The sequence below is a fragment of the Bacillus sp. FSL W7-1034 genome, from assembly GCF_038593365.1.
Classification (GTDB): Bacteria; Bacillota; Bacilli; order Bacillales; family Bacillaceae; genus Bacillus; species Bacillus altitudinis.
In genome coordinates, this window is sequence record NZ_CP151989.1 from 1,295,794 (window position 1) to 1,318,857 (window position 23,064).

Here is a 23,064-nt window from a genome sequence, read left to right on the forward strand (position 1 = left end):
TCGTTTTTTCTATTTAATATAACTGTTTTGTCTGCCAGTAATGGTTCGCATCAGACTGGTCATTTTGAGCTCGATGACTGGTTGTGCAACAGTTTTAACAAATGTACTAGATAGGGTAAAGGTTAAGAGGACCGTAAGCAGCAATAGAATCAATACACTTGCCGTATTTAGAGCCCAATCATCAAACCAAGTCGTTCTTAAAAGCTTAATCACAAAGCCATGAAGTAAATAGACATATAACGTTCTTGTGCCCCATTTGGTAAAGAAGAACCGGCGTGTAGGGACTAATGCAAAGAAACTAAAGGTAGCAGCAAATGCAAGTAAATACCATGCCATTCGTTTCATCGCTGCAATGAGTCCTTCATCTCCAAGAGAAGCGTACGATTGTGACCCAAATAAAAAGGAATAATCGAATTCATAAAAATAGCAAAACATGAACACAGCCATCAGTACAAGAAGTGCAGTCAGTTTCCCTTTGCTTGTTCGGATAAATTCAAAGTGCTGCTTTTTTAAATAAAAGCCAGCTAAAAACATCGGTAAAAAGACAAACGTACGAGATAGGCTGAGCGTATCGCTAATGCTGTCCACGTAACCGACAAGTAACGCCATCGATAAACTAACAATCATTGCCCAGTGGAATGGCAGTTTTGAAAAAGGAATGAGTAGTAAGTTCCAAAAGAATAAACTGATTAAAAACCATAAAGACCATTGCGGATCAATCGGATTTAAGTTAGAGATGCTTTGATCCTGTAAGAAATAATAATACACAGAATAGATGACCTGAAAAATCAAATATGGGATGATCAGCTTAACTGCGACTTTTTTCATAAAACCTGGTTTTCTAAAACCTTTGGCAAAGAAGCCAGACACCAATATAAAAGCGGGCATATGGAATGTATAAATAAATTTATATAAGTAGAGTATCCAGTCATTATCATGTATGAATGACCGTAACAAATGACCAAAAACAACTAGAAAAATCAGAAGAAATTTTGCATTATCAAAATAACTGTCTCTCGTTGACGTCATAACATCACCTTTCCTGCTTCTTTTCGAACATAAACGTTCTAAGTGCACTGTTCCCTCATTTGCCCCATTTTAAAATACAAATTGGCTCATTTCGCTATTTGATGTGAAATTGTAGAACGGTTGTAAAAGAAGCGTAAGAAAAGAGAATCGTTATACAATCGTGTCATCCAAATGAAACAAATGAAGCAAGCCTCGTGTAAAAAGTTCTCTTTTTTTATGAGTCGAATGAAGGAACAATGAAAATCTTGTAGAAATATTGTAGAGGAATGAGGCTGGAAAAGGAGTGTAAGAGAATGACTGAAACGCTCGATGGTGCGAAAAATATCAGAAAATTAGAAAAAGAGAACGAATATTTGCGAAATGAATTGATACAGCACAAAATGCTGTTAAATAAGACGTTAGATGCGATTTTTATATTTGATCAGCACCTCAACATTATCCAAGCCAATGAAGCGACATGCAGGCTTGTGCAAACACCGAAAGAAGACCTCCTCAATAAATCCGTTCTAGATTTCCTATACGGCATCCCGAAAAACAAAATTGACTGCTCGCTTGAGATTTTTTTTCGAAAAGGAACGTTAAAAAGAGAGATCTCCATTCAACTTGAAAATGGAGAGACAAAATATATTGAATTTGTAGCAGAGCACGACGTGGTGAATCAACAATATATTGTCGTCATGCGTGATATTTCTTCAAAGAAAATATTAGAGCGAGAACGTTCGATGAATGAGCAGCTGTTTAAAGATTTATTTGATCGAGCGATTGACGGTATGGTCATTTTTGATCAGGATGGTTGTATGATTGACGCCAATCACTCTTTTTGCCAGAGCTTTGAACTTCAAAAAACAGATTTAACAGACCGCTACTTAAATGAATTTGTTGAAGAAGAAAACCTTCCAGCGCTCCAGCAGCTCTTAACTTCATTGAAAGAAACAGGGAAAGCAAAGGGAGAACTTCCTGTTACCCTTCAATCTGGGCAGCACAAATTATTCGAACTGACCATCACATCCAATGTGATGAGTGGTTTTTACATGTCCATCATGCGTGATATTACAGAAAAAAGATTAATGGAAGAAAAGCTGCTAAAAAGTGAAGAACGTTTTAGAGAAATATTCGAAAATGCGATGGATGCCATCATCATTTGGGCGGATGATGGAGAAATTGTCAGGGCAAATGAATCAGCCTGCCGAATTTTTGAATTACCGATGCATCAGCTGATTGGCAAGAAACTCATGGATTTTCTAGTCAAATCTGATCGCAGATACCGGCCGACAAGAAGACGGTATATAAGGAATCTTGAAATCAGAGAAGAACTCCTCTTTAGAATGGCGAATGGCCAATTCAAAGAGCTTGAGTTCACCTCTAAGCATGCGGTATTAGAAGGGCAGCACTTAACCATTCTACGGAATGTCAGTGACAGAAAGCGAATGGAAGAGGAGCTGCGAGAAAGTGAGCTCAAATTCCGTAAAGTATTTAATGGCTCTATGGATGGCATTGTTCTTTTCGATAATCAATACCGGATTATTGATGTGAATCCATCCGCAAGTGAACTGCTTGGCCTCAAAGATGATCACTTAACGGAAATGAATCTTTTTCATATCCTTGCGCCATATCAAATTGAAAATTTGGCGCAGCCGGCTCAGGCGATGTCATTAGATGAGATGGACAATGAAGTTCCATTTGTGCTGAACCATCCAGATCAACGTATTTTGGAGTTTTCTTTTAAACGAAATATTATTCATAACATGAATTTGGCCATCTTTAGAGATGTGACTGAACGCAAGGAATTAGAGGAGCGGGTAAGAAAATCGGATACGCTTCATGTTGTCGGAGAGCTTGCCGCTGGAATTGCCCATGAAATTAGAAATCCAATGACGGCTTTAAAAGGTTTCATTCAGCTGCTCAAAGGAAACATTGAAGGGGAGTATTCGCTCTATTTTAATGTCATCACATCAGAGCTAAAAAGAATCGAATCCATCATTACAGAATTTTTGATTTTAGCGAAACCGCAGGCCATCATCTATGAAGAAAAAAATGTCGTGCAAATTGTCAAAGACACGATGGACCTTCTTCACGCACAGGCCAATCTTGGCAATGTACAAATGCATTTAGATGTGCTCGATGATATTCCGCTCATCTACTGTGAACAAAATCAATTGAAGCAAGTCTTTATTAACATTTTAAAAAATGCGATTGAAGTAATGCCTCAGAAAGGAAATGTATACGTGAGCATTCAAAGGAAGGGGGAGGAGCACATTGTGATTTCTCTTCGTGATGAAGGCTGCGGCATGACAGAGGATAAACTAAAGCGTCTCGGAGAACCATTTTATACAACAAAAGAAAGAGGCACTGGACTTGGGTTAATGGTTAGTTATAAAATTATTGAAGAGCATCAAGGAACCATTGAAGTAGAGAGTGAAGAAGGGGTCGGAACAGTGTTCCATCTCACGCTTCCACTCCGGCAGCAGAAACAAGAAGGGGAGCTTTAATGTGTATTATACAGTCTATACCGCACCAATCGGGGCATTATATATACTAGAGAAAGATGGTGCCATCATTGAAGTGAAGTTTGATGATGAATCGTTTTTGGTCAAAGAGCAGAGAGACCGTTTTAAACAAGAAGACACGCCTGTATTAAAAGAAGCGAAAAAACAGCTGGATGAATATTTTAAGGGCGATCGGAAAGTGTTCGATCTCCCGCTCAAGCAAGCAGGCTCTCCGTTTCAAGAGCAAGTGTGGGAGGCACTTTCTACTATTCCGTATGGTGAATCAAAAAGCTATGCTGATATTGCAGAAGCGATCGGCAATCCAAAGGCTGTCAGAGCCATTGGACAAGCTAATAGACGCAATGCATTGCCTATTTTTATCCCGTGTCACCGGGTCATTGGAAAAGACAGGACTCTGACTGGTTATGCAGGGACGAAGACAGGGATGAAAGCGATCTTATTAGAATTAGAAGGCATCCCATTTGTTCAAAAATAAATGAATTGACCTGTTCCAAATGTTTAGTGAGCGACATATCCTTTTATTAAGCTAAAAAAGTTGGTCTAGGGAAAAAGGAGGCTGCTAACATGTTATGGGGCAAAAAAGATAAAATGTACGCCGTCACATCACTATGTGTCAAAATGAACGTGTTGACAGAAGAACAGAAAAAAGAAATATTAGCAAAAACGAACGAAACAAAAAAGCGCGGTGCTCTTAAATGATAAGAACCCCGCGCTTTTGTTTGATTAAAGTGACGCGCTTTCGGTGAATAGTGCATCAATTTCTTCTGTATAGTTGGAAGTGATAATGCCTTTTTCTGTAATGATTCCAGAAATGAGGTGGTGAGGAGTCACATCAAAGGCAGGGTTAAATACCTGCACGTCAGGAGGCGCAATTTGGATGCCGTTTAATTCCTTTACTTCCTGTGGGTCGCGTTCTTCAATCGGAATATCTGACCCATCCTGAGTTGACACATCAAAGGTCGAAAGAGGCGCAGCCACAAAAAATGGAATTTGAAAGTGTTTAGCTAAAATAGCCAGACTTAACGTTCCAATTTTATTTGCTGTATCACCGTTTCTAGCGATTCGATCTGCACCAACAATAACGGCAGAAATTTGTTTTTCTTTCATCGTATGGGCTGCCATATTATCCGTGATAAGCGTCACATCTACGCCACCCTGCATCAATTCCCATGTCGTCAGACGAGCGCCTTGAAGGACAGGACGTGTTTCACATGCGTAAATGTGAAGATCGAGGTTTTTCTTTTTCGCTAAATAAAAGGGTGCAAGCGCTGTTCCGTACCGGCTTGTGGCAATGGAGCCTGCGTTGCAAATGGTCATAATTCGATCACCAGATTTAAAGAGCTGAAGAGCATTTTGACCGATTTGCCGGCATGTTTCTTCATCTTCGATTTGAATTTGAATGGCTTCATGGACAAGATCAGTTTTGGCTGCATTCACCGAAGCAGCACGCTCAATGCGCTGATAAAGCCGGTCTAATGCCCAGGCAAGATTCACAGCGGTTGGACGAGCACTGTTTAAATATTCTTTCAGGCGAGCGACTTCTCGCTTAAAGAGATCAATGTCTTCTGTATCAATCTCTTGTGCACTGAGTGCGAGCCCAAAAGCCGCTGTAATGCCAATAGCAGGTGCTCCGCGCACTTTTAGTGTCACAATGGCATCATACACATCTTCTTTTGTATATAAATGCTCAAACACGGTTTCAGCGGGTAATTTTTGCTGATTCAAAATGTTGATACGGTTTTCTTCCCATTCGACGGAACGGGGAACTTCAAATTCTTTAGACAAAACTCGTCACTCCTTTACAGTTTGCTGGAATAATGCGACGAGGTCAGACGCTGTTTCCACTGTATGATATTGTTTGATCAATGTTTTTCCTAGTGTAAGTGCTGCTTTTTTCTGCTGAAGCCTTCTAGAATGTGATGGAATCGCATCGAGATCAGCCGCATGTGCAAGACCGATGGTTCGGCGAACAAGCTCACAGCCAGCAAAGCCGGTGGCTTCTTTTAAAATACGGTCAAACGTTGTTTCTAAAAAGCTGTCCGATACACTAAACGCTTCAATACTGTCTTCTTTCCATGCTTTTGTGAACACTTCTTTGAATGTTGCCCACACATTGACGACATGATCAAAAAGGTGCTGCTGATCCTGCTCATTCTCATGAGATAAAGCATTAATGAACAGATTGGCAATAAAGTGACCGATATCGAATCCGAAAGGACCGTAAAAAGCGAACTCTGGATCAATGATTTTCGTTTCCGTTTCGTTTGCAAAAATACTGCCGGTATGAAGATCTCCATGTACCAGTGTTTCAGCAGAGGTTAAGAAGATCCGTTTCAATTCGGCTGCTTTTGCTTGCAGTTCAAGATCAGCCCATAGTGCTTCTGCCTCTTCCCTTAATTCCTCTTCGAAGTCATTCGTTTCGCTGTCAAAGAAAGGATCTGTGAAGACGAGTTTTTCTGTAATGTCACAAAGATCAGGGTTCGTAAACTGTTTCACGAATTGTTTTTTGATTTTAGGATTTGTGGCAAAGTCAGACGTGTAAAATAGTGTTTTGCCTAAAAATTCTCCGACATGATCTGATAAATACGGATAATGTTTTCCGGCAATTAGCCCTTTTCTGACGATTTCAAGGTGTGATAGATCCTCCATTGCCGTCACTGCAAGAGCTGTATCCGAATAATAGACGGCTGGTACAAGATGAGGTGCATACTCTGACTGCTTGATGAGTGCTGCACTTTCAATTCTTGCACGATCTAATGTCAGCGGCCAGCTTTCTCCAACGACCTTTGCGTAAGGAAGGGCCTGCTTGATAATCAGTCCTTTTGCTTGTTTGTGATCATAAATATGAAAGACGTAATTTAGATTTCCGTCACCGATTTCAGTGCATGTTAAATGACTGCTCTCCTGAATCAATCCAAGTCTAATGGCTAGTGCAACTGCCGAACTTTCTGTTAATTCTTCATATGATGCCGTAAGTGTAACCAATTGTTTCCCCTCCAAATCATATAAAAAAGCCTCTTTCTCCTGAGAGAAAGAGGCTTGATGGCGTGTATGCTCGAAGCCTCTCTTATCTCTCAGCACATACGTCTGATGGAATTAGCACCGTGCCCTATAAGACAATGAATTGTCTTGGCGCTGTTCTTGCTGCGCCCCACTTCACAGTGGTATTAACGGTCGGTTGCTGTTGGGGTCAAAAGGCCAAATCCCTCGCCCAACTCTCGATAAGAGAAATCAATATGTAATTGTTTCATGTCTGCTTGCATTTCTTAATTCTAGATATTATCAGAGCTGCAGTTCACATGTCAATCTTTTTTCAAAATTGCTTTACAATTCATAAAACAATCCATTACAGTGATTGTATTGTCACGTAACTTGAATAGAAGGTGAAAAAATGGAATTCCAGCAATCGGATGTATTGAAACATTTACCGAAACAATTTTTTGCGTCGCTTGTACAAAAAGTACAGAAAAAAGTGCAGGAAGGGGCAGATGTGATTAATTTAGGTCAAGGAAATCCTGATCAGCCCACTCCTCCACATATTGTGAAAGCGATGCAGGAAGCGGTAGCAAAACCTGAAAATCATCAATACTCCTCATTCCGCGGGACAGCGAAACTAAAAAAAGCTGCAGCTACTTTTTATGAAAGAGAATATGGCGTCACGCTTGACCCAAAGACAGAGATTGCCATCTTATTTGGAGGGAAAGCGGGACTAGTCGAATTGCCACAATGCTTACTGAATCCAGGTGATACGCTGCTTGTTCCAGACCCAGGATATCCTGATTACTGGTCAGGCGCTGTGCTTGCCGGAGCTCGCATGGTCACAATGCCTCTTCTTGAACAAAATAACTTTTTGCCTGACTACCACCAACTGTCTGAGGAAGATAAGAATCAAGCAAAATTGATGTACTTAAATTACCCAAATAATCCGACTGGTGCGACTGCAACCCGGACATTTTTTGAAGATACTGTTGCGTTTGCGAATGAAAATAAGATGTGTGTAGTCCATGATTTTGCATATGGCGGCATAGGATTTGACGGCGAAAAGCCCCTTAGTTTCCTGCAAATAGACGGAGCAAAAGAGACAGGTATTGAAATCTATACATTGTCCAAAACGTATAATATGGCTGGTTGGAGAGTCGGTTTTGCAGCAGGGAATGCCTCTGTTATCGAAGCCATTGAGCTTTATCAGGATCACCTGTTTGTGTCACTGTTTAAAGCAACTCAAGATGCAGCAGCAGAAGCACTTTTAAGCGATCAAACGTGCGTACAAGTACAAAATGATCGGTACGAAAAAAGACGAAACACTTGGATTGCTGCATGCAAAGAGATTGGCTGGGACGTCAGTGCGCCAAAGGGCTCGTTTTTTGCTTGGTTAAAGGTGCCTGAAGGGTATACATCGGAAACTTTTTCTGATGTATTATTAGAAAAAGCACATGTTGTTGTTGCACCGGGGAATGGCTTTGGTGCTCACGGTGAAGGCTACGTCAGAGTCGGACTTTTAACAAGTGAGGAGCGGCTAAAGGAAGCCGCTGATCGTATCGCTGCCTTGCAGTTATTTGAAAAAAAGCCATTGACAACGTAAAAAAATGGTGCGATAATTCAGGCAATATTTAAGAAAATTGAATATTCTTATCAAGAGTAGGCAGAGGGACTAGCCCAATGAAGCCCGGCAACCGACTTCCATGAAGCACGGTGCTAATTCTTGCAGCAAGCGCTGAGAGATAAGATTCGGATGAATGAGACGAAACCTCTTTAACGCGCTGATCAAGCACTTAAAGAGGTTTTTTTATTGACCATATACAGGACGCAATCGAAAGGGGATTCCTAGTGAGTGAACTACTGGCAACATACGTACTAACACATCGAGAGGATGAACAAATAGACCGAAAAGCAGAGCAGATCGCACTTGGGTTAACGGTCGGGTCATGGACGGACTTGCCGCAGCTCAAAAAGGAGCAGCTGAAAAAACATAAAGGCCGTGTGGTGAGCGTAAAAGAACAGTCTCCCGCAAATGGTGGTCTGTATCAAACAGAGGTGACCATTGCTTATCCTGAGGCGAACTTTTCAGCTGATATACCAGCGGTGTTGACGACGATTTTTGGAAAGCTTTCACTGGATGGGAAAGTAAAGCTCGTCGATATCGAATTTTCGGAAAGGTTTAAAAGCTGTCTGCCAGGACCGGTATTTGGCATTGAGGGGATACGAAAGAAAGTAGGCGTGTTTGATCGGCCGCTATTGATGAGTATATTTAAAGGCGTGATCGGTCGTGATATGGAGGATTTAAAAGAACAGCTCCGCTTACAGGCTTTAGGTGGAGTAGACTTCATCAAAGATGATGAGATTTTATTTGAAAGCCCATTAGCTCCTTTTGAAGATCGAATCAAGGAAGGAAAAAAGATATTAAAAGAAACATATGAAGAGACAGGACATCGCACGCTTTATGCTGTTAATTTAACTGGTAGAACTTTTGATTTGAAAGATCGAGCAAGAAAGGCAGCCGAACTCGGGGCTGATGCGCTTTTATTCAACGTTTTTGCCTATGGACTTGATGTCATGCAAAGCTTGGCTGAAGATCCAGAGATCCCATTGCCGATCATGGCACATCCGGCAGTGAGCGGTGCATTGACATCATCTCCAGACTATGGATTCTCGCATTCTCTTCTTTTAGGCAAATTAAATCGATATGCTGGTGCTGATTTAAGTCTTTTTCCCTCTCCTTATGGATCAGTCGCCCTTCCGAAAAAAGATGCCATTGGCATTTTCGAAGCATGTGTGAAAGAGGATACAGTTCAACAAACATTTCCTGTCCCTTCAGCAGGCATTCACCCGGGAATGGTGCCGATCTTAATCAAAGATTTTGGACTTGATCATGTCATTAATGCAGGCGGGGGAATTCACGGACATCCGCGGGGAGCAATTGGAGGAGGGAAAGCCTTTCGTTCGATCATTGATGCGGTGGTCAAAAAAGAGTCTATCGAAGAAAAAGCATCAACTTGTCAAGACTTACAAGCAGCACTTGATCTTTGGGGAAGGGTAGCAGAATAAATGAAAAAACCAATTGTATGTTGTGATTTTGATGGCACGATTACGAAAAATGATAATATCATTCGCATCATGAAGCAGTTTGCTCCAAAAGAATGGACGAAATGGAAGGATGGTGTTCTAGCAAAAGAGATCACGATCCAAGAAGGCGTCGGGCAGATGTTTCAGTTACTGACGAGTGATCAGAAAGAAGCCATTCGGTCATTTATTTTAGAGGATACAGAGATTCGTGAAGGATTTGAACAGTTTGTCGATGATGTCAAAAAAGCAGACATTCCTTTCTATGTACTCAGCGGCGGTATGGACTTTTTTGTCTATCCTATCCTTGAAGGGATAGTCGAACAAGAGAATATTTATTGTAACCATGCATCATTTAAAGAAGATCATATTCAAATTGAATGGCCGCATGCCTGTGATTCAGAATGCCAAAATGGCTGTGGCTGCTGCAAGCCTTCCATTATTCGAGAGCTGACGCAGGAAGATGATTTTATTATCATGATTGGTGATTCAGTGACTGATATTGAGGCAGCGAAACATGCGGATCTCACGTTTGCACGTGATTATTTACTGAACGAATGTAAAGAGCTAGGGCTCGTACATAAAGAGTATGAAACATTTGTTGATCTTAAAGCGCAATTTGATCAAATAAAGGAAGTGAAGGAATGGCAGACGAGAAGAGTAAACGCTGGAAGGAACTAGCAGACGTCAAACGTGAATTGGCACAAAGAGACTGGTTTTACGGAACAAGCGGCAATTTATCGATAAAAGTGTCGGATGATCCCATCACGTTTTTGGTGACGGCAAGCGGCAAAGATAAACGAAAAGAAACCGATGAAGATTTTGTTCTTGTTGATGCAGCAGGTCAGCCGGTTCATCCGAATCAGCCGCTCAGGCCATCAGCTGAAACACTGCTTCACACATACGTTTATGAGCGGACGAAAGCAGGATGTTGTCTTCACGTCCACACGATCGATAACAATGTCATTTCTGAGCTGTATGGCGATAAAGGAGAAATTCGTTTTAAAGGTAATGAAATCATTAAAGCGCTTGGTTATTGGGAAGAGGATGCAGAAGTTGCTGTTCCTATTATTGAAAACCCAGCTCATATTCCGCACCTTGCAGAGCAATTTGCAGTGCACCTGACGGACGATGCTGGTGCTGTACTCATTCGTAATCATGGCATCACCGTTTGGGGGAAAACCGCATTTGAAGCCAAACGAGTCTTAGAGGCTTATGAATTTTTATTTACCTATCATTTGAAAGTAGCGCTTTATCAAAAGCAGCTTGTTAAATAAAAAGGAGGAAAAACACATGGCGACCATTTACATTCATAATGAAGAGAACACGTTACTTGAGAACGAACAAGAGGTCCAGGCGTATTTAGAACAGCAAGGGGTCATTTATGAACATTGGGATATTGAAAAACTACCAAAACAGTTATCAGAAAAGTACGATTTAACAGATGATGAAAAGGAAGAAATTTTAACTGTGTTTCAAGAGGAAATAAAGAGTATTTCCGAGCGAAGAGGATACAAAGCGCAGGATGTGATTTCATTATCAGATGCGACCCCTAACCTGGATGAACTGCTTCAAAACTTTAAACGTGAGCATCATCATACGGATGATGAAGTCAGATTTATCGTGAGCGGTCATGGAATCTTTGCCATTCAAGGCAAAGACGGCGTCTTTTTTGATGTGAGACTGAATCCAGGTGATTTAATTTCTGTGCCCCCGAATATTCGTCACTACTTTACACTTCAAGAAGATCGTCAAGTCGTCGCAGTTCGCATATTTGTCACAACTGAGGGCTGGGTGCCAATTTACGAAGAAGAAACGGTTTAATAGTGGGAGCTGATCATTTCGCATGAGGCGGAAGATCAGCTTTTTTTTAGGAAAATAGACATAAAATGAGAGAGAAAATAGTTGATTTTGGTCTTCTGCATAGGATAAAATTCTGTTTAATCAATGTGTCAGTCCTGTCCAATTTTGAAGTTTACCCCCAGAATTCATTGGGTAAAAGGTCTTTAGGCTGTAAAAAATTAAATAAAATAAGCATATTTAATTTAATTTACAAATAAAGTATAATTTTGGTGTCGGATCATTTAGAGCGTAGACAGACGAATTCATAGCGGGAGCTGAGATCATGAATATTTATGTACGGAAAGAACAGCTATTAATGTCAATTGATGAAAAGAGAAGACAAATGGTAGAAGCTGCTCAAGTAGAAGGCTATACAGGTGAGACGACAATTAAATATAGTCAAGAACTGGACAACCTGATGAATGAGTATCAGTATCTTCTTTTTCATGAACAACAATCTGTTGCTTCCTTTCATGATCTTGTATCACAAATGAGTCTCCTTTCTGTCAATCGTCCTTCTTATTGACATCAAAAAACCGGTCTTGCCATTAGCAAAACCGGATGAATGTTTCAGTTATTAGTGTGCAGAAGGGAGCATGATGATCACGGTTGTTCCTTTATTCACTTCGCTCTCGATATCGATTGTCCCCCCATACATCGAAATGATTCGTTTACACACAACAAGCCCAAGACCTGTTCCTTTTTCCTTCGACGTAATAAAAGGGAGGAAGATATGTTTCAGCATCTCTTCTGGTATACCTTCACCTGTATCTTTCACTTTTATGATGACCTGTTCTTTTTCAGCCTCAATGACAATCTTCAAATGACCGCCATTTGGCATCGCTTCTAACGAGTTTTTCGCTACATTCAATACCACTTGTTTAATGTGATCCTTCGTGCAATACACGCCAACATCTTGAATGGTATTGATTTGCAAATCAACCTCGACATTATAAAGGTTCGCCTCAGAAAATACAATGGGCATGATCTCACTCACAATTTCCTTCACAGAATTATTTTGCCACTTTTCAGCCGTTGGTTTTCCTAGCACAAGAAACTCACTGACGATTTGGTTAATCCGTTTAATTTCTTCCTCGATGACAGAAAAATAAAGCTGATCCTCTTCTGAACGATACTTCTTTTGCAAAAGTTGAATAAACCCGCTAATGCCTGTTAATGGATTGCGAATTTCATGCGCTGTACTTGCCGCAAGTGTTCCAATGAGTTCAAGCTTTTGTGCTTCATTTTGGTGGCGTTCCTGCTGGGTTTGTCGTCTTAAAATGATATATTGGACGAGTGTGAATAAGATATTTAAGAGAATAAATGCACTGGATAAAGGAAACAGCATCACAGACAGTACTTCACTAGTTGTCGCACGCTGCGGAAAAACCTCCAGCTTCCAGCTGTTTTCATCTAAATATGTAGACACGGTGCTATCACTTTCAGATGCTGGCTGTGGACCACTTGTAAACACAACGTCTCCATTTTGATTCAGCATCTTAAAATGAAGCTCTGGGTTTAATACATTCATAATATTTCTTAAATAATCAATTTGAATCGCAGCGACTAGCACATCCGTGACTTCGTCGTTCTCATTCAAAACAGGGACACAAATGGAGAGAATCCGCTGCTTAGTAATGCGGCTTACATAGTTATCTGTAATGACGGTCTGTTTTGTGACTTGAATACGTTTAAAGTAATCTCTAAATGACAGGTTGATTTTTTCCTTTAATGGTGTGGTGCTGGCTGTGACATTTCCTTTTTGGTCTAGGAGATACAGGCCTGAAAAACGAGGTTCTTGTTTATAGATTTTCTCTAGGATGTTTTGTACTCTTTTCGCTTCAAGCGGCTGGTCAAATCCCATGGCAAGGGAAGTTAATCTTGCTTCTGTTTCACTGATTAAATAATTCATTTGGTTTTTGTGAATATTTAACATAAGTGTAGCGGTTTGTTTGTTTTTTACATCAATTTTCTCAGTTTCTTTTTCGTAGATAAAATAACTAATGATGAGGGTTGGAATTACGACCAAAATAAGGTAAAGCTTGATCTTCTTCCAAAACCCTTTCAGTATACTCATGATTCATCGCTCCAACGTATTACCTAATAGACTTATTATAGCATTGAACCTATCTTTATTACGATGACTTGTGAGATTTTTAAAAAATTAGGTGATTCGTTCTGGTCTCTTTTTCATGCTAAAAATGGTTCAACATGTTGACATTTTACTTATTGTTTATTAATGTCACATTAGTGGGTTGCATTTCATAAAGGATGATAAAAAATGGAAAATCATAATGTTGAGAAATCTTTGAAATTATTTATTGTACTATCACGTGCCTATCGCTCCATTAATCACCACATGAACAAACATATTGTGAAGCACGGTCTGAATCCGACTGAATTTGCTGTATTAGAATTGCTGTATCATAAAGGTGATCAGCCGCTTCAGCAAATAGGTGATAAGATCTTACTCGCAAGCGGAAGCATCACGTATGTGGTTGATAAATTGGAGAAAAAAGAACTCCTTAGCCGGAAAGCTTGTGCAGAAGACCGCAGGGTGACATTTGCACATATTACGGAGCAGGGAAGAGCTTTACTTGATGACATCTTCCCAGATCATGCAAAAGAGATTCACGAGATGATCAGTGTGCTTAGTGAAGAGGAGAAGGATGCCTGCATCGATATGCTCAAACATGTAGGACTGCGTGCCAAGCATTTATATGATCATAAAGAATAAACACATAAAAAAGGAAGCCGTTGGCTTCCTTTTTAGTATGTAGACTAATCCTCGCATATGGTGTCAGTCCTGCGCACCGATAAACGCCAAGCGCTTTCAATCGCGCTCATAAGAAAGACAAAGGACTAAAATAAACATCATTTTAGCCCTTTGTCATGATCTGAAAGGAAGCTGCTGGCTTCCTATTTATTTTGCTTTTTTCTCAATTGGTAAAATAAGAACTTCGACGCGTCTGTTTTTACTTCTGCCTTCTGCGGTATCGTTAGAGGCAATCGGTTTAAATTCACCGTAACCTTTTGTGCTAAAGTTCTCTTGGTCTAGGTTGCTGTTTTCAAGGAGAATATTTAAAAAGTTGACCGCACGAATGGCGCTTAAATACCAGTTGGATTCAAATTCAGAATTCCGAATCGGAACGTTATCTGTATGTCCGCTAATGACGATATCACGAGCAGGGTTAATGACGAGCAGCTTGGATATTTCTTTGGCTAACGGAACATCCTGCGAGCGGATCACCGCTCGCCCAGAATCAAAGAAGATGCTGTCTTCAATTGTAATAAGCAGACCTTCATCCGTCAGCTTTGTTTCAAGCTTCGAACCAAGTTTTTTATCCGCAATGAATGAATCTACTTGCTTTTTAACCTTTGTTAATACCGCTTGGTCACGAGCTTTCGCTTTTGCTTCTTCTTCTTCATCTTCTGCTGATTTTTTGGTTTGATTGCTGTTTTCTGTTTCTTCGGTGCTCTGCATGCTTGATTGGTCCATTACGCCAGTGCCGCCAGTAAAGACAACATTAAACGATTTAGCCATCTGTTCATATTTTGCCGCATCAATGGAGCTAGATGCAAACAGCACAATGAAGAGGGCGAGAAGAAGCGTAAGAAGATCGGCGTAAGGGATCAGCCAAGACTCATCTACATGGTCTTCATGATCATGTTTTTTACGTTTCCTAGCCATTCTGTTTTTCTCCTTCTTCAATGACAAGATTTGCACGTTCTTTTGCTGGTAAGTACATCAGAAGTTTTTGCTCAATGACCTTTGGAGACTGGCCTTCAAGGACAGAAAGAATCCCTTCAATCATAATGAGACGAAGCTTTACTTCTTCCTTTGATTTACGCTTCAGCTTGTTGGCAAATGGATGCCACAACACATACCCTGTAAAAATCCCAAGCAGTGTGGCGACGAAGGCAGCACTAATCGCATGTCCAAGTGCTTCAATGTCTCCCATGTTTGCAAGTGCGGCAATAAGTCCGACAACGGCACCAAGTACCCCTAGAGTCGGAGCGTATGTACCAGCTTGTGTAAAGATTAATGCGCCTGACTGATGTCTCTCCGACATGGCATCGACTTCTTCAGTTAAGACGTCGCGAATAAATTCAGCACTTTGACCGTCAACTGCCATGCTTAAGCCGTTCTTTAGAAAATCGTCATCGACTTCCTCAAGATTTGCCTCTAATGCCAAAAGACCTTCACGACGAGCAATTTGTGCCCAGTTTGAAAATAGAGGAATCATTTCTTGTATCGTTGGAAGTTTGCTATCTTTGAAAATTTTGCCGAATAATTTTGGTGTTTTCTTAATTTCACTAGATGGGAAGGCAATGACAACAGCTGAAATTGTCCCAACCACAATGATCAATATAGCCGCCGGGTTGATAAGAGCGGTTAGACTCACACCTTTCAAAACCATACCGACACTCAGTGCAATAAATGCTAAAATAATACCAATTAACGATGTTTTGTCCATTATCTCACCAAATCCTTTAACTATCTTTTTCTATAGTTAATATCGGTGTCTTCTAGAAGGGTTTTAGTCAGAATATAAAATTAAGACAGTTTATGTGAAGAAATTTTGACGAAAGCGCTTTCTGAAAGCCGTAAAAAAAGAAACTCCCTCATATAAAAGGGAGTTTTCAGCGTGTAGACAAACCCTCGCATTCGGTGTCAGTCCTGCGCTCTGGTGCTCACGAATGCCAAATTCGCTCCGCACAAGTAGCTGTCCTTCCTAGACTGCAAAGGTTTTCTATCACGCTGAAAAGAAGACAAAGGGCTAAAATCAAGTTCATTTTAGCCCTTTGTCAACAATCTGGAAACTTCATCTTTTTTGAGCTGTTTCATCTAAGAGCAATTCTTTTAATTTTTCTTCATGTATGATTTTGATCAAATCGTAGTTCCAATTGATCATGTGATCCATGTAATCCACCTCTTTTTCTTTTATCGTAAAGGAAAAGAGGCGGGGGAGCGTCGGCGCTCAGATGGAATTTAGACACTGCAACATGATGGAGCTGAAGATCCTCCTTAGGATGTACTTAGCTCTTTTTCACAACAATTTCGTCATGTTCAACATCGACTGTAAATCCAGTAAGTTGTTCTTCTTCAAGCAAGATGTCCGTCATTTGATCCTCAACATGCTCTTGAATCGTTCTTCGTAACGGACGAGCCCCAAATGCTGGATGATAACCAAGTTCAGCGATTTTTTCTTTCGCTTCATTTGTGACGTGAACAGTTAGATTTTGTTCTTTTAACTGCTCTGACAAATCTTTGAGCAGAAGATCCACAATTTTGACTAAATCGTCTTTATCTAATGAATCAAACTGAATGATGCTGTCAAAACGGTTCAAGAATTCCGGTTTGAAATAAGCGCTCAGCGAATCAATCAATGATTGTTCTTCGATGGCTTCTTCTTGTTCAGACTGGAATCCGACTTTGACCGCTTTTTTATCTGTGCTGCCAGCGTTACTTGTCATAATGATGACTGTGTCTTTAAAGCTGACGGTTCTGCCTTGGCTGTCTGTTAGACGACCATCTTCCATGATTTGAAGGAACATATGCTGGACATCAGGGTGCGCTTTTTCGATTTCATCGAGCAAAATGATGCTGTATGGTTTTCTGCGAACCTTTTCCGTGAGCTGTCCGGCTTCATCATGTCCAACGTAACCAGGAGGAGAACCGATGATTTTGGACACGGAGTGTTTCTCCATGTATTCACTCATATCTAAACGAATGATCGCTTCTTTTGAGCCAAATAATTCTTCCGCTAATGTTTTAGACAATTCGGTTTTCCCGACGCCTGTTGGCCCAACGAATAGGAAGGAGCCAGTTGGTCTGTGTTTTGATTTTAAGCCGGCTCTGCTTCTTTTTACGGCTTTCGCCACTTTTTCAACCGCATGTTCCTGACCAATGACGCGGGCTTTTAAGCGGACATCAATTTCTTTCATTTTTGTTTGTTCGTCTGCTTGTAGTTTGCCGACAGGGATACCTGTTTTTTGTTCTACAATCGACTGAATGTCCTCAGCTGTGACGACATGTTCTTTGTCATTTGTTTTGTTTTGCAATCTCGCTTCAATCGCTTCTTCTTCGTCTCGAAGCTTCGCTGCTTTTTCATAGCGTTCTTCATTTAAAGCGGCTTGTTTTTCAGCGGCAATTTGCGCAAGACGGTTTGTTAATTCATCTTCACTTGCTGCATCAATGGAGAGATTCGCTTTTGAACCTGCTTCATCCATTAAATCAATGGCTTTATCTGGCAAGTGGCGGTCTTGAATATACCGCGAAGATAATTGAACACACGCTTTAATGGCTTCGTCAGAATAGGTGACGCCATGATAGGCTTCATACTTATCCTGAATGCCTTTTAAGATCTCGAATGCTTCATCCTGTGTTGGCTCATCAACGATGACAGGTTGGAACCTGCGTTCAAGGGCAGCATCTTTTTCAATCTGACGATACTCTTTTAATGTTGTCGCACCTACTAGCTGCAGTTCCCCTCGAGCTAGAGCTGGTTTCAAAATGTTTCCGGCATCCATTGACCCTTCGGCAGAGCCTGCGCCTACAAGAAGATGAATTTCATCAACGAATAAGATGATATTTTTACGGCTTTGCAATTCTTTGATTAATTGCTTCATCCGTTCCTCAAATTGACCACGTACACCTGTGTTTGCCACAAGTGAAGAGACATCTAATAAATAAACTTGTTTGTTCTTTAATTTATTTGGTACATCTCCATTTGCAATTTTTAGTGCTAGTCCTTCGGCTATGGCCGTTTTACCAACACCAGGTTCACCAATGAGGACAGGATTGTTTTTATTTCTTCTATTTAAAATCTCAATGACTCTTGTGACTTCTTCATCACGGCCAATGACAGGATCGATTAAACCAGCATGTGCGCCATCCGTTAAGTTCCGGCCAAGCTCATCGAGTAAGCCTTTTTGTTTAGGCCGCTCTTGGCTCGTCGCATGTCCTGCTTGCTCAGAGAAGAATGAACCGCCCCCGAAAAGGTTAGGACCCATTTTCATTTTTGACTGTTCCATCAAAGAGGTATAGCAGTCTTCACATAAAACCATTTGGCTACGGGACGAATTTACTTGCATATTCAGGCGAATAGTTGCTTCATTTACTTGACAATGTTGACAACGCATGAGCCATGACCTCCTTAAAATAAAGTTTGACTTTATTTGACCAATGAATGTTAAATAAAATGGTCTGTTGTTTGACCATCTTTGACTATAGTATACTCTGACCTATTTTGACTTTCAACTGTTTTGCTCATAGCTGAATGAAAAATCCTTTTTTGCATTTAATCATGGTTTGTCCTTCTTTTCAAGGAACTTGTTTCATAGGATAAAAAAGAGACAATCGAAAGTGATGGGTGCGGAGGGGTCATATGAAACGTTCAAATGAATCCGCTTTTCAGCTTGCCTTTGTATATGTAGGAACAGTGGTTGGAGCTGGGTTTGCGACAGGAAAAGAAATCGTAGAATTTTTTGTTCGTTTTGGCTGGATTGGATTGATCGGGATTTTGATTAGCGGTGTTATTTTTACCGGCCTTGGCGCAAAAATGATGCTTATTTCCAAACGAATTGAAGCGGAGTCTTATCAAGATATGAATCGGTTTTTATTTGGAGCTGCTGCGAGTCGATATATTAACATCGTCATGTTTTTTATATTACTAGGTGTGACGTCAGTGATGATTTCTGGAGCAGGCGCTATTTTTGAAGAACAACTTGGCATCTCAAAAGAATATGGTATTTTTTTAACGATTATTTTAAGTGTCATTGTCCTTTTTAAAGGTTCAAAAGGGTTATTTGGTGTCAATGTACTTGTCGTTCCAATGCTGATTTTCTTTTCGCTGATTGTGTTTCTAGACTCATTTGTGTTTAGTAGCGGTGAAAGCCACGTTCTGGGGCTGCAAATGGGAGAGGGCGAATGGATGTTGTCTGCGATTTCATATGGTGCATTTAATTTAGCGCTGTCTCAAGCCGTATTAGTGCCGGTTGCAAACGAAATGACATCCGAAGCCGTCATAAAAAGGGGAGCGGTGCTTGGAGGTCTGATGCTGACACTCATTCTGCTCGCCTGCTTTTTATCCCTTTCTTCATTAGAAATGCTGGAAGCGTATGATATTCCGATGGCCCAAGTGGTGTATCAAGTCGCAAACTCCATTCATCTCATCTATTTATTCGTGATCTTTGGTGAAGTCTTTACATCCGTTATAGGAAATTTATACGGTCTCGAAAGACAGGTAAGGGCGTATATCCGATTGAACAGTATGTATACGATATCCTTTATTCTGCTTTGCTGTTATGTCATCAGTAAAATTGGATACGGCACACTCATTTCAACGGTTTACCCTGTTTTTGGCTATGTCAGTATCTTTTTTATCCTCTTTCTTTGTCTGAAAAAAGTGCCTGCATCACGTGATAAGTAAAGAAGGGATAGCTTGTACACCAATTATGTGGTACACTATCCTCTGTGAAAATTGAACAAAAATCCGTGAAAACGGGAGAGGTTCTAGCAAAACCCTCTATAAAAAACTAAGGACTTGCCGTATCCTTGGATGTGGCATTTTTTATTTTTTATGGCTGGGACACCTCATACACATGTAAAGGTGTCTTTTCTTTTGAGAAAAATAGGGGTTTTCATGAACCTTTCAGATGCAGCTTTGTGCGGAGGTACGGGTCTGCAAAAGGAGGAAAAGGAAAAATGAAAAATGAAAAAGCGGTCGTTGTCTTTAGCGGGGGACAAGACAGTACGACATGTTTACTATGGGCACTTCAACAATTTAAAGAGGTTGAAACGGTAACCTTTCATTATAATCAGCGTCATCAAGAAGAAATTGATGTTGCCAAAAGAATTGCTGACAAGCTAGGTGTGAAAAATCATCTATTAGATATGTCTCTTTTAAATCAGCTTGCACCCAATGCCTTAACAAGAGATGACATTGATATTGAAGAAAAGGAAGGAGAACTGCCTTCCACATTTGTTCCGGGGAGAAACTTAGTTTTCTTATCCTTTGCATCCATTCTTGCGTATCAAATTGGAGCACGTCATATTATCACGGGTGTGTGCGAGACAGACTTTAGCGGCTACCCAGATTGCCGAGATGAGTTTGTGAAATCTTGTAACGTCACGGTGAATTTGGCAATGGAAAAACCATTTGTCATCCATACGCCGCTCATGTGGCTGAATAAAGCTGAAACGTGGAAACTGGCTGATGAACTGAATGCGCTAGATTTTGTGAAAAATGAAACACTCACTTGCTATAATGGCATCATTTCTGATGGCTGCGGGGAATGTCCTGCATGTAAGCTTCGGAAAAATGGCTATGACACTTATATGGACATGAAGGAGGCGAACTAAATGCTTTCTCAAATCTATCCACAGACGAATCATCCATTTTCGTTTGAATTGAATAAAGATATGCATGTATCGGCAGCCCATTTTATCCCGAGAGAAGATGCTGGCGCTTGTAGCCGTGTACATGGTCATACGTATACGATTAACATTACGATTGCAGGAGATCATCTAGATGATTCAGGTTTCCTTGTGAATTTTAGCACGCTAAAAAAACTCATTCATGGACAGTACGACCATACACTGCTCAATGACCATGAAGAATTCTCATCAAATGATCCATACGCGATGCCAACCACTGAGGTTGTCGCAAAGACTGTGTATGATAAAGTGGCCGCATATTTAACGACTTTAGCGAACAAACCAGTATGTGTTCAAGTTTTTGTCAGAGAGACACCAACAAGCTACTGCATTTACCGTCCGAAACGAGTTGAGCTCAATGACTAAAGCGATTCCTGTCTTAGAAATCTTTGGTCCGACCATTCAAGGAGAAGGAATGGTTATTGGTCAAAAAACCATGTTTGTCAGAACGGCTGGCTGTGACTACTCTTGCAGCTGGTGTGATTCAGCTTTTACATGGGATGGATCAGCTAAGCATGATATTCAGTGGCTTCAGGCAGAGGACATTGTAAAAGAGCTGAAGAGAATAGGTGGAAAGGCATTTTCTCATGTCACCATTTCAGGTGGGAATCCTGCGCTCTTGAAACAAATGGAATCACTTATTGATTTATTGCATGAAGAAGGAATTGATACGGCGCTTGAAACGCAGGGAACGATGTATCAAGATTGGTTTTTGAAGATAGATGATTTAACCATTTCTCCAAAACCACCAAGTTCAAATATGAAAACAGATTTTACGAAACTTACGCGTATCATAGATGAATTGAAAAAGGGAAACAGGTTGCAACATGCAAGCCTGAAGGTCGTGATCTTTGATGATCTTGATCTAGCCTATGCAAAGGATGTCCATGCGAAATACCCAGAACTCCCCTTTTATTTGCAGGTGGGAAATGATGATACAACAACAGCTGATGATGCGTACTTATTAACGCACTTATTAAAGAAATACGAAATGCTTGTAGATCAAGTAGCGCAAGATCCTGATTTGAATCGTGTGAGAGTCTTACCACAACTGCACACGCTATTGTGGGGAAATAAACGAGGCGTATAGAAAGGAAGAGACAAAATGACGACAAGAAAACCAGAAGAATTAGAAGGTGTCACTTTACTAGGAAATCAGGGGACCAATTACTTGTTTGACTATGCACCACAAGTGCTTGAAACGTTCCCGAATAAACATACGAATAGAGATTATTTTGTGAAATTCAACTGCCCAGAATTCACATCCCTTTGCCCGCAAACAGGGCAGCCAGATTTTGCGACCGTGTATATCAGCTACATCCCAAATGAAATCATGGTCGAAAGTAAATCATTAAAATTATATTTGTTCAGCTTCCGTAATCACGGTGACTTCCATGAGGATTGTATGAATATTATCATGAACGACCTCATTGAATTAATGGACCCAAGATATATCGAAGTATGGGGCAAATTTACACCAAGAGGCGGTATTTCAATTGATCCGTATACGAACTACGGAAAACCTGGGACAAAGTATGAAGAGATGGCATCGTATCGTATGATGAATCACGATATGTATCCAGAAACGATTGATAATCGCTAATAAATAAAAAAAGACATGTGGATGACATGTCTTTTTTTATGGAATAGATTATGATGGCACATAAAAAAAGAGAAGAGTCATGTCACTCTTCTCATACCAATAGGAATAGAACTTGCTAGGACGGCTGGGGGCTACCAGCTCGTATGTATAGTATACACGACAGAACGTATGTTTGTAAAGGTGTATCATGCTTTTATTCTTCATATATTTACTTTAAGATAAAATTGAAACGAGCGAATGAAAATGGAGGCGTTTGTGTTGGCAAACAAAGAAGACAAAACAGAGAAGCTGCTAATGGAATTAAGGGAAGAGCTTCAGATGCTTGAACATCAAAACAAAGAACGATATAAATGGAGTGCCTCCACATTACTTGGAGTGATCGCCCTTTTAATTGATAAAGGCGTGATAACACCTGAAGAAGTTGATATGTACAAATCAAAAGCGGAAATGCAAACCTTTCACGCGCAAAAAGACTGACGCCACTTTATATGGTTGTCAGCCTTTTTCATATGTGATTGTCAAAAGAGAACAGAGCTGTGACACGAGTCAGCTTTGCTGTGTATATCTTTATGTAACGGTAG

The 23,064-nt window shown here is 40.5% G+C and carries 23 protein-coding genes and 3 riboswitches; of the genes, 16 read left to right on the forward strand and 7 right to left on the reverse strand.

Annotated features, from left to right (window positions below; genetic code table 11):
• Positions 1-9 precede the first annotated feature (9 nt).
• Entirely contained in the window at positions 10-1,029 is a 1,020-nt protein-coding gene (locus tag NST73_RS06575; RefSeq protein ID WP_007498757.1) for an acyltransferase family protein, read from the reverse strand.
• 293 nt (positions 1,030-1,322) lie between these two features.
• Between NST73_RS06575 and NST73_RS06580 the strand changes: the two genes are divergently transcribed.
• The 3 genes from NST73_RS06580 (at position 1,323) to NST73_RS06590 (ending at position 4,235) form a co-directional block, all read left to right on the forward strand.
• Positions 1,323-3,518 (forward strand): PAS domain-containing sensor histidine kinase, encoded by a 2,196-nt coding sequence (locus NST73_RS06580; RefSeq protein WP_024719640.1) that lies wholly within the window; start codon positions 1,323-1,325, stop codon positions 3,516-3,518.
• A gap of 1 nt (position 3,519) precedes the next feature.
• Positions 3,520-4,011, forward strand: a complete 492-nt coding sequence (locus NST73_RS06585; RefSeq protein WP_058337424.1) for a methylated-DNA--[protein]-cysteine S-methyltransferase — start codon at positions 3,520-3,522, stop codon at positions 4,009-4,011.
• 89 nt (positions 4,012-4,100) lie between these two features.
• Positions 4,101-4,235 (forward strand): hypothetical protein, encoded by a 135-nt coding sequence (locus NST73_RS06590; protein WP_017359454.1) that lies wholly within the window; start codon positions 4,101-4,103, stop codon positions 4,233-4,235.
• A gap of 24 nt (positions 4,236-4,259) precedes the next feature.
• On the opposite strand, the gene mtnA is transcribed toward NST73_RS06590, so the two are convergent.
• Both mtnA and mtnK read right to left on the reverse strand, forming a co-directional pair.
• Positions 4,260-5,321: an S-methyl-5-thioribose-1-phosphate isomerase gene (gene mtnA, locus NST73_RS06595; protein WP_039169153.1), complete on the reverse strand. Its 1,062-nt coding sequence runs from the start codon at positions 5,319-5,321 to the stop codon at positions 4,260-4,262.
• A gap of 6 nt (positions 5,322-5,327) precedes the next feature.
• The gene (gene mtnK, locus NST73_RS06600; protein WP_342499476.1) at positions 5,328-6,521 is read right to left on the reverse strand and encodes an S-methyl-5-thioribose kinase; all 1,194 of its coding nucleotides are present in this window, start codon (positions 6,519-6,521) and stop codon (positions 5,328-5,330) included.
• Positions 6,522-6,600: 79 nt separating this feature from the next.
• A riboswitch (SAM riboswitch) is annotated at positions 6,601-6,764 on the reverse strand.
• A 163-nt stretch (positions 6,765-6,927) separates the two neighbouring features.
• Here mtnK and NST73_RS06605 point away from each other — a divergent pair.
• The 6 genes from NST73_RS06605 to NST73_RS06630 all read left to right on the forward strand — a co-directional run bounded on the left by NST73_RS06605 (position 6,928) and on the right by NST73_RS06630 (position 11,964).
• On the forward strand, positions 6,928-8,118 hold the full coding sequence (locus NST73_RS06605; protein WP_342499477.1) for a pyridoxal phosphate-dependent aminotransferase: 1,191 nt from the start codon (positions 6,928-6,930) through the stop codon (positions 8,116-8,118).
• Positions 8,119-8,162: 44 nt separating this feature from the next.
• Positions 8,163-8,264, forward strand: a riboswitch (SAM riboswitch).
• A 99-nt stretch (positions 8,265-8,363) separates the two neighbouring features.
• Positions 8,364-9,581, forward strand: coding sequence for a 2,3-diketo-5-methylthiopentyl-1-phosphate enolase (gene mtnW, locus NST73_RS06610; RefSeq protein WP_342499478.1), 1,218 nt, complete (start codon positions 8,364-8,366; stop codon positions 9,579-9,581).
• Complete coding sequence (locus tag NST73_RS06615) at positions 9,582-10,277, forward strand: 2-hydroxy-3-keto-5-methylthiopentenyl-1-phosphate phosphatase (RefSeq protein ID WP_017367123.1); 696 nt, start codon at positions 9,582-9,584, stop codon at positions 10,275-10,277.
• Positions 10,241-10,873 carry a methylthioribulose 1-phosphate dehydratase gene (locus NST73_RS06620; protein WP_048002296.1) on the forward strand — a complete coding sequence of 211 codons (633 nt, stop codon included), beginning with the start codon at positions 10,241-10,243 and terminating at the stop codon, positions 10,871-10,873. The genes NST73_RS06615 and NST73_RS06620 overlap by 37 nt, the downstream gene beginning before the upstream one ends.
• A gap of 16 nt (positions 10,874-10,889) precedes the next feature.
• On the forward strand, positions 10,890-11,420 hold the full coding sequence (locus NST73_RS06625) for a cupin domain-containing protein (RefSeq protein WP_024719646.1): 531 nt from the start codon (positions 10,890-10,892) through the stop codon (positions 11,418-11,420).
• Between the two features lie 301 nt (positions 11,421-11,721).
• Complete coding sequence (locus NST73_RS06630) at positions 11,722-11,964, forward strand: aspartyl-phosphate phosphatase Spo0E family protein (protein WP_008346101.1); 243 nt, start codon at positions 11,722-11,724, stop codon at positions 11,962-11,964.
• 51 nt (positions 11,965-12,015) lie between these two features.
• Here NST73_RS06630 and NST73_RS06635 read toward each other — a convergent pair whose 3' ends face one another.
• Positions 12,016-13,515 carry an ATP-binding protein gene (locus NST73_RS06635; protein WP_007498739.1) on the reverse strand — a complete coding sequence of 500 codons (1,500 nt, stop codon included), beginning with the start codon at positions 13,513-13,515 and terminating at the stop codon, positions 12,016-12,018.
• A gap of 204 nt (positions 13,516-13,719) precedes the next feature.
• On the opposite strand from NST73_RS06635, the gene NST73_RS06640 reads away from it, so the two are divergent.
• Complete coding sequence (locus NST73_RS06640; RefSeq protein WP_003211701.1) at positions 13,720-14,175, forward strand: MarR family transcriptional regulator; 456 nt, start codon at positions 13,720-13,722, stop codon at positions 14,173-14,175.
• A 186-nt stretch (positions 14,176-14,361) separates the two neighbouring features.
• On the opposite strand, the gene motB is transcribed toward NST73_RS06640, so the two are convergent.
• The 3 genes from motB to NST73_RS06655 form a co-directional block, all read right to left on the reverse strand.
• Positions 14,362-15,129 (reverse strand): flagellar motor protein MotB, encoded by a 768-nt coding sequence (motB, locus tag NST73_RS06645; RefSeq protein WP_024719648.1) that lies wholly within the window; start codon positions 15,127-15,129, stop codon positions 14,362-14,364.
• Entirely contained in the window at positions 15,122-15,916 is a 795-nt protein-coding gene (motA, locus tag NST73_RS06650; protein WP_008346088.1) for a flagellar motor stator protein MotA, read from the reverse strand. The genes motB and motA overlap by 8 nt, the downstream gene beginning before the upstream one ends.
• 562 nt (positions 15,917-16,478) lie before the next feature.
• Positions 16,479-18,584, reverse strand: a complete 2,106-nt coding sequence (locus tag NST73_RS06655; protein ID WP_039169142.1) for an ATP-dependent Clp protease ATP-binding subunit — start codon at positions 18,582-18,584, stop codon at positions 16,479-16,481.
• Positions 18,585-18,829: 245 nt separating this feature from the next.
• Between NST73_RS06655 and NST73_RS06660 the strand changes: the two genes are divergently transcribed.
• From NST73_RS06660 to NST73_RS06685, 6 genes are all read left to right on the forward strand, one after another.
• Entirely contained in the window at positions 18,830-19,873 is a 1,044-nt protein-coding gene (locus tag NST73_RS06660) for a hypothetical protein (RefSeq protein ID WP_058337417.1), read from the forward strand.
• 71 nt (positions 19,874-19,944) lie between these two features.
• Positions 19,945-19,989: riboswitch (PreQ1 riboswitch) on the forward strand.
• A gap of 159 nt (positions 19,990-20,148) precedes the next feature.
• Positions 20,149-20,805 carry a 7-cyano-7-deazaguanine synthase QueC gene (gene queC, locus NST73_RS06665; protein ID WP_008348090.1) on the forward strand — a complete coding sequence of 219 codons (657 nt, stop codon included), beginning with the start codon at positions 20,149-20,151 and terminating at the stop codon, positions 20,803-20,805.
• A complete protein-coding gene (gene queD / locus NST73_RS06670; protein ID WP_024719651.1) occupies positions 20,806-21,246 on the forward strand; it encodes a 6-carboxytetrahydropterin synthase QueD in 441 nt (146 codons plus the stop codon).
• Entirely contained in the window at positions 21,239-21,970 is a 732-nt protein-coding gene (queE, locus tag NST73_RS06675) for a 7-carboxy-7-deazaguanine synthase QueE (protein WP_047946004.1), read from the forward strand. Before queD ends, queE begins: the two co-directional genes overlap by 8 nt.
• Before the next feature lie 15 nt (positions 21,971-21,985).
• A complete protein-coding gene (gene queF, locus NST73_RS06680; protein WP_003211403.1) occupies positions 21,986-22,483 on the forward strand; it encodes a preQ(1) synthase in 498 nt (165 codons plus the stop codon).
• A gap of 258 nt (positions 22,484-22,741) precedes the next feature.
• On the forward strand, positions 22,742-22,960 hold the full coding sequence (locus tag NST73_RS06685) for a hypothetical protein (protein ID WP_019743915.1): 219 nt from the start codon (positions 22,742-22,744) through the stop codon (positions 22,958-22,960).
• Positions 22,961-23,064: the final 104 nt, after the last annotated feature.

What these genes read in the sequence shown, in the direction of transcription:
- NST73_RS06655 (WP_039169142.1), bottom strand. Translation starts at nt 18,584, where the DNA reads ATGCGTTGTCAACATTGTCAAGTAAATGAAGCAACTATTCGCCTGAAT.
- NST73_RS06625 (WP_024719646.1), top strand. Translation starts at nt 10,890, where the DNA reads ATGGCGACCATTTACATTCATAATGAAGAGAACACGTTACTTGAGAAC.
- NST73_RS06590 (WP_017359454.1), top strand. Translation starts at nt 4,101, where the DNA reads ATGTTATGGGGCAAAAAAGATAAAATGTACGCCGTCACATCACTATGT.
- NST73_RS06605 (WP_342499477.1), top strand. Translation starts at nt 6,928, where the DNA reads ATGGAATTCCAGCAATCGGATGTATTGAAACATTTACCGAAACAATTT.
- NST73_RS06635 (WP_007498739.1), bottom strand. Translation starts at nt 13,515, where the DNA reads ATGAGTATACTGAAAGGGTTTTGGAAGAAGATCAAGCTTTACCTTATT.
- NST73_RS06620 (WP_048002296.1), top strand. Translation starts at nt 10,241, where the DNA reads ATGGCAGACGAGAAGAGTAAACGCTGGAAGGAACTAGCAGACGTCAAA.
- NST73_RS06640 (WP_003211701.1), top strand. Translation starts at nt 13,720, where the DNA reads ATGGAAAATCATAATGTTGAGAAATCTTTGAAATTATTTATTGTACTA.
- NST73_RS06660 (WP_058337417.1), top strand. Translation starts at nt 18,830, where the DNA reads ATGAAACGTTCAAATGAATCCGCTTTTCAGCTTGCCTTTGTATATGTA.
- NST73_RS06575 (WP_007498757.1), bottom strand. Translation starts at nt 1,029, where the DNA reads ATGACGTCAACGAGAGACAGTTATTTTGATAATGCAAAATTTCTTCTG.
- motA (WP_008346088.1), bottom strand. Translation starts at nt 15,916, where the DNA reads ATGGACAAAACATCGTTAATTGGTATTATTTTAGCATTTATTGCACTG.
- queD (WP_024719651.1), top strand. Translation starts at nt 20,806, where the DNA reads ATGCTTTCTCAAATCTATCCACAGACGAATCATCCATTTTCGTTTGAA.
- queC (WP_008348090.1), top strand. Translation starts at nt 20,149, where the DNA reads ATGAAAAATGAAAAAGCGGTCGTTGTCTTTAGCGGGGGACAAGACAGT.
- NST73_RS06580 (WP_024719640.1), top strand. Translation starts at nt 1,323, where the DNA reads ATGACTGAAACGCTCGATGGTGCGAAAAATATCAGAAAATTAGAAAAA.
- queF (WP_003211403.1), top strand. Translation starts at nt 21,986, where the DNA reads ATGACGACAAGAAAACCAGAAGAATTAGAAGGTGTCACTTTACTAGGA.
- NST73_RS06630 (WP_008346101.1), top strand. Translation starts at nt 11,722, where the DNA reads ATGAATATTTATGTACGGAAAGAACAGCTATTAATGTCAATTGATGAA.
- NST73_RS06615 (WP_017367123.1), top strand. Translation starts at nt 9,582, where the DNA reads ATGAAAAAACCAATTGTATGTTGTGATTTTGATGGCACGATTACGAAA.
- motB (WP_024719648.1), bottom strand. Translation starts at nt 15,129, where the DNA reads ATGGCTAGGAAACGTAAAAAACATGATCATGAAGACCATGTAGATGAG.
- queE (WP_047946004.1), top strand. Translation starts at nt 21,239, where the DNA reads ATGACTAAAGCGATTCCTGTCTTAGAAATCTTTGGTCCGACCATTCAA.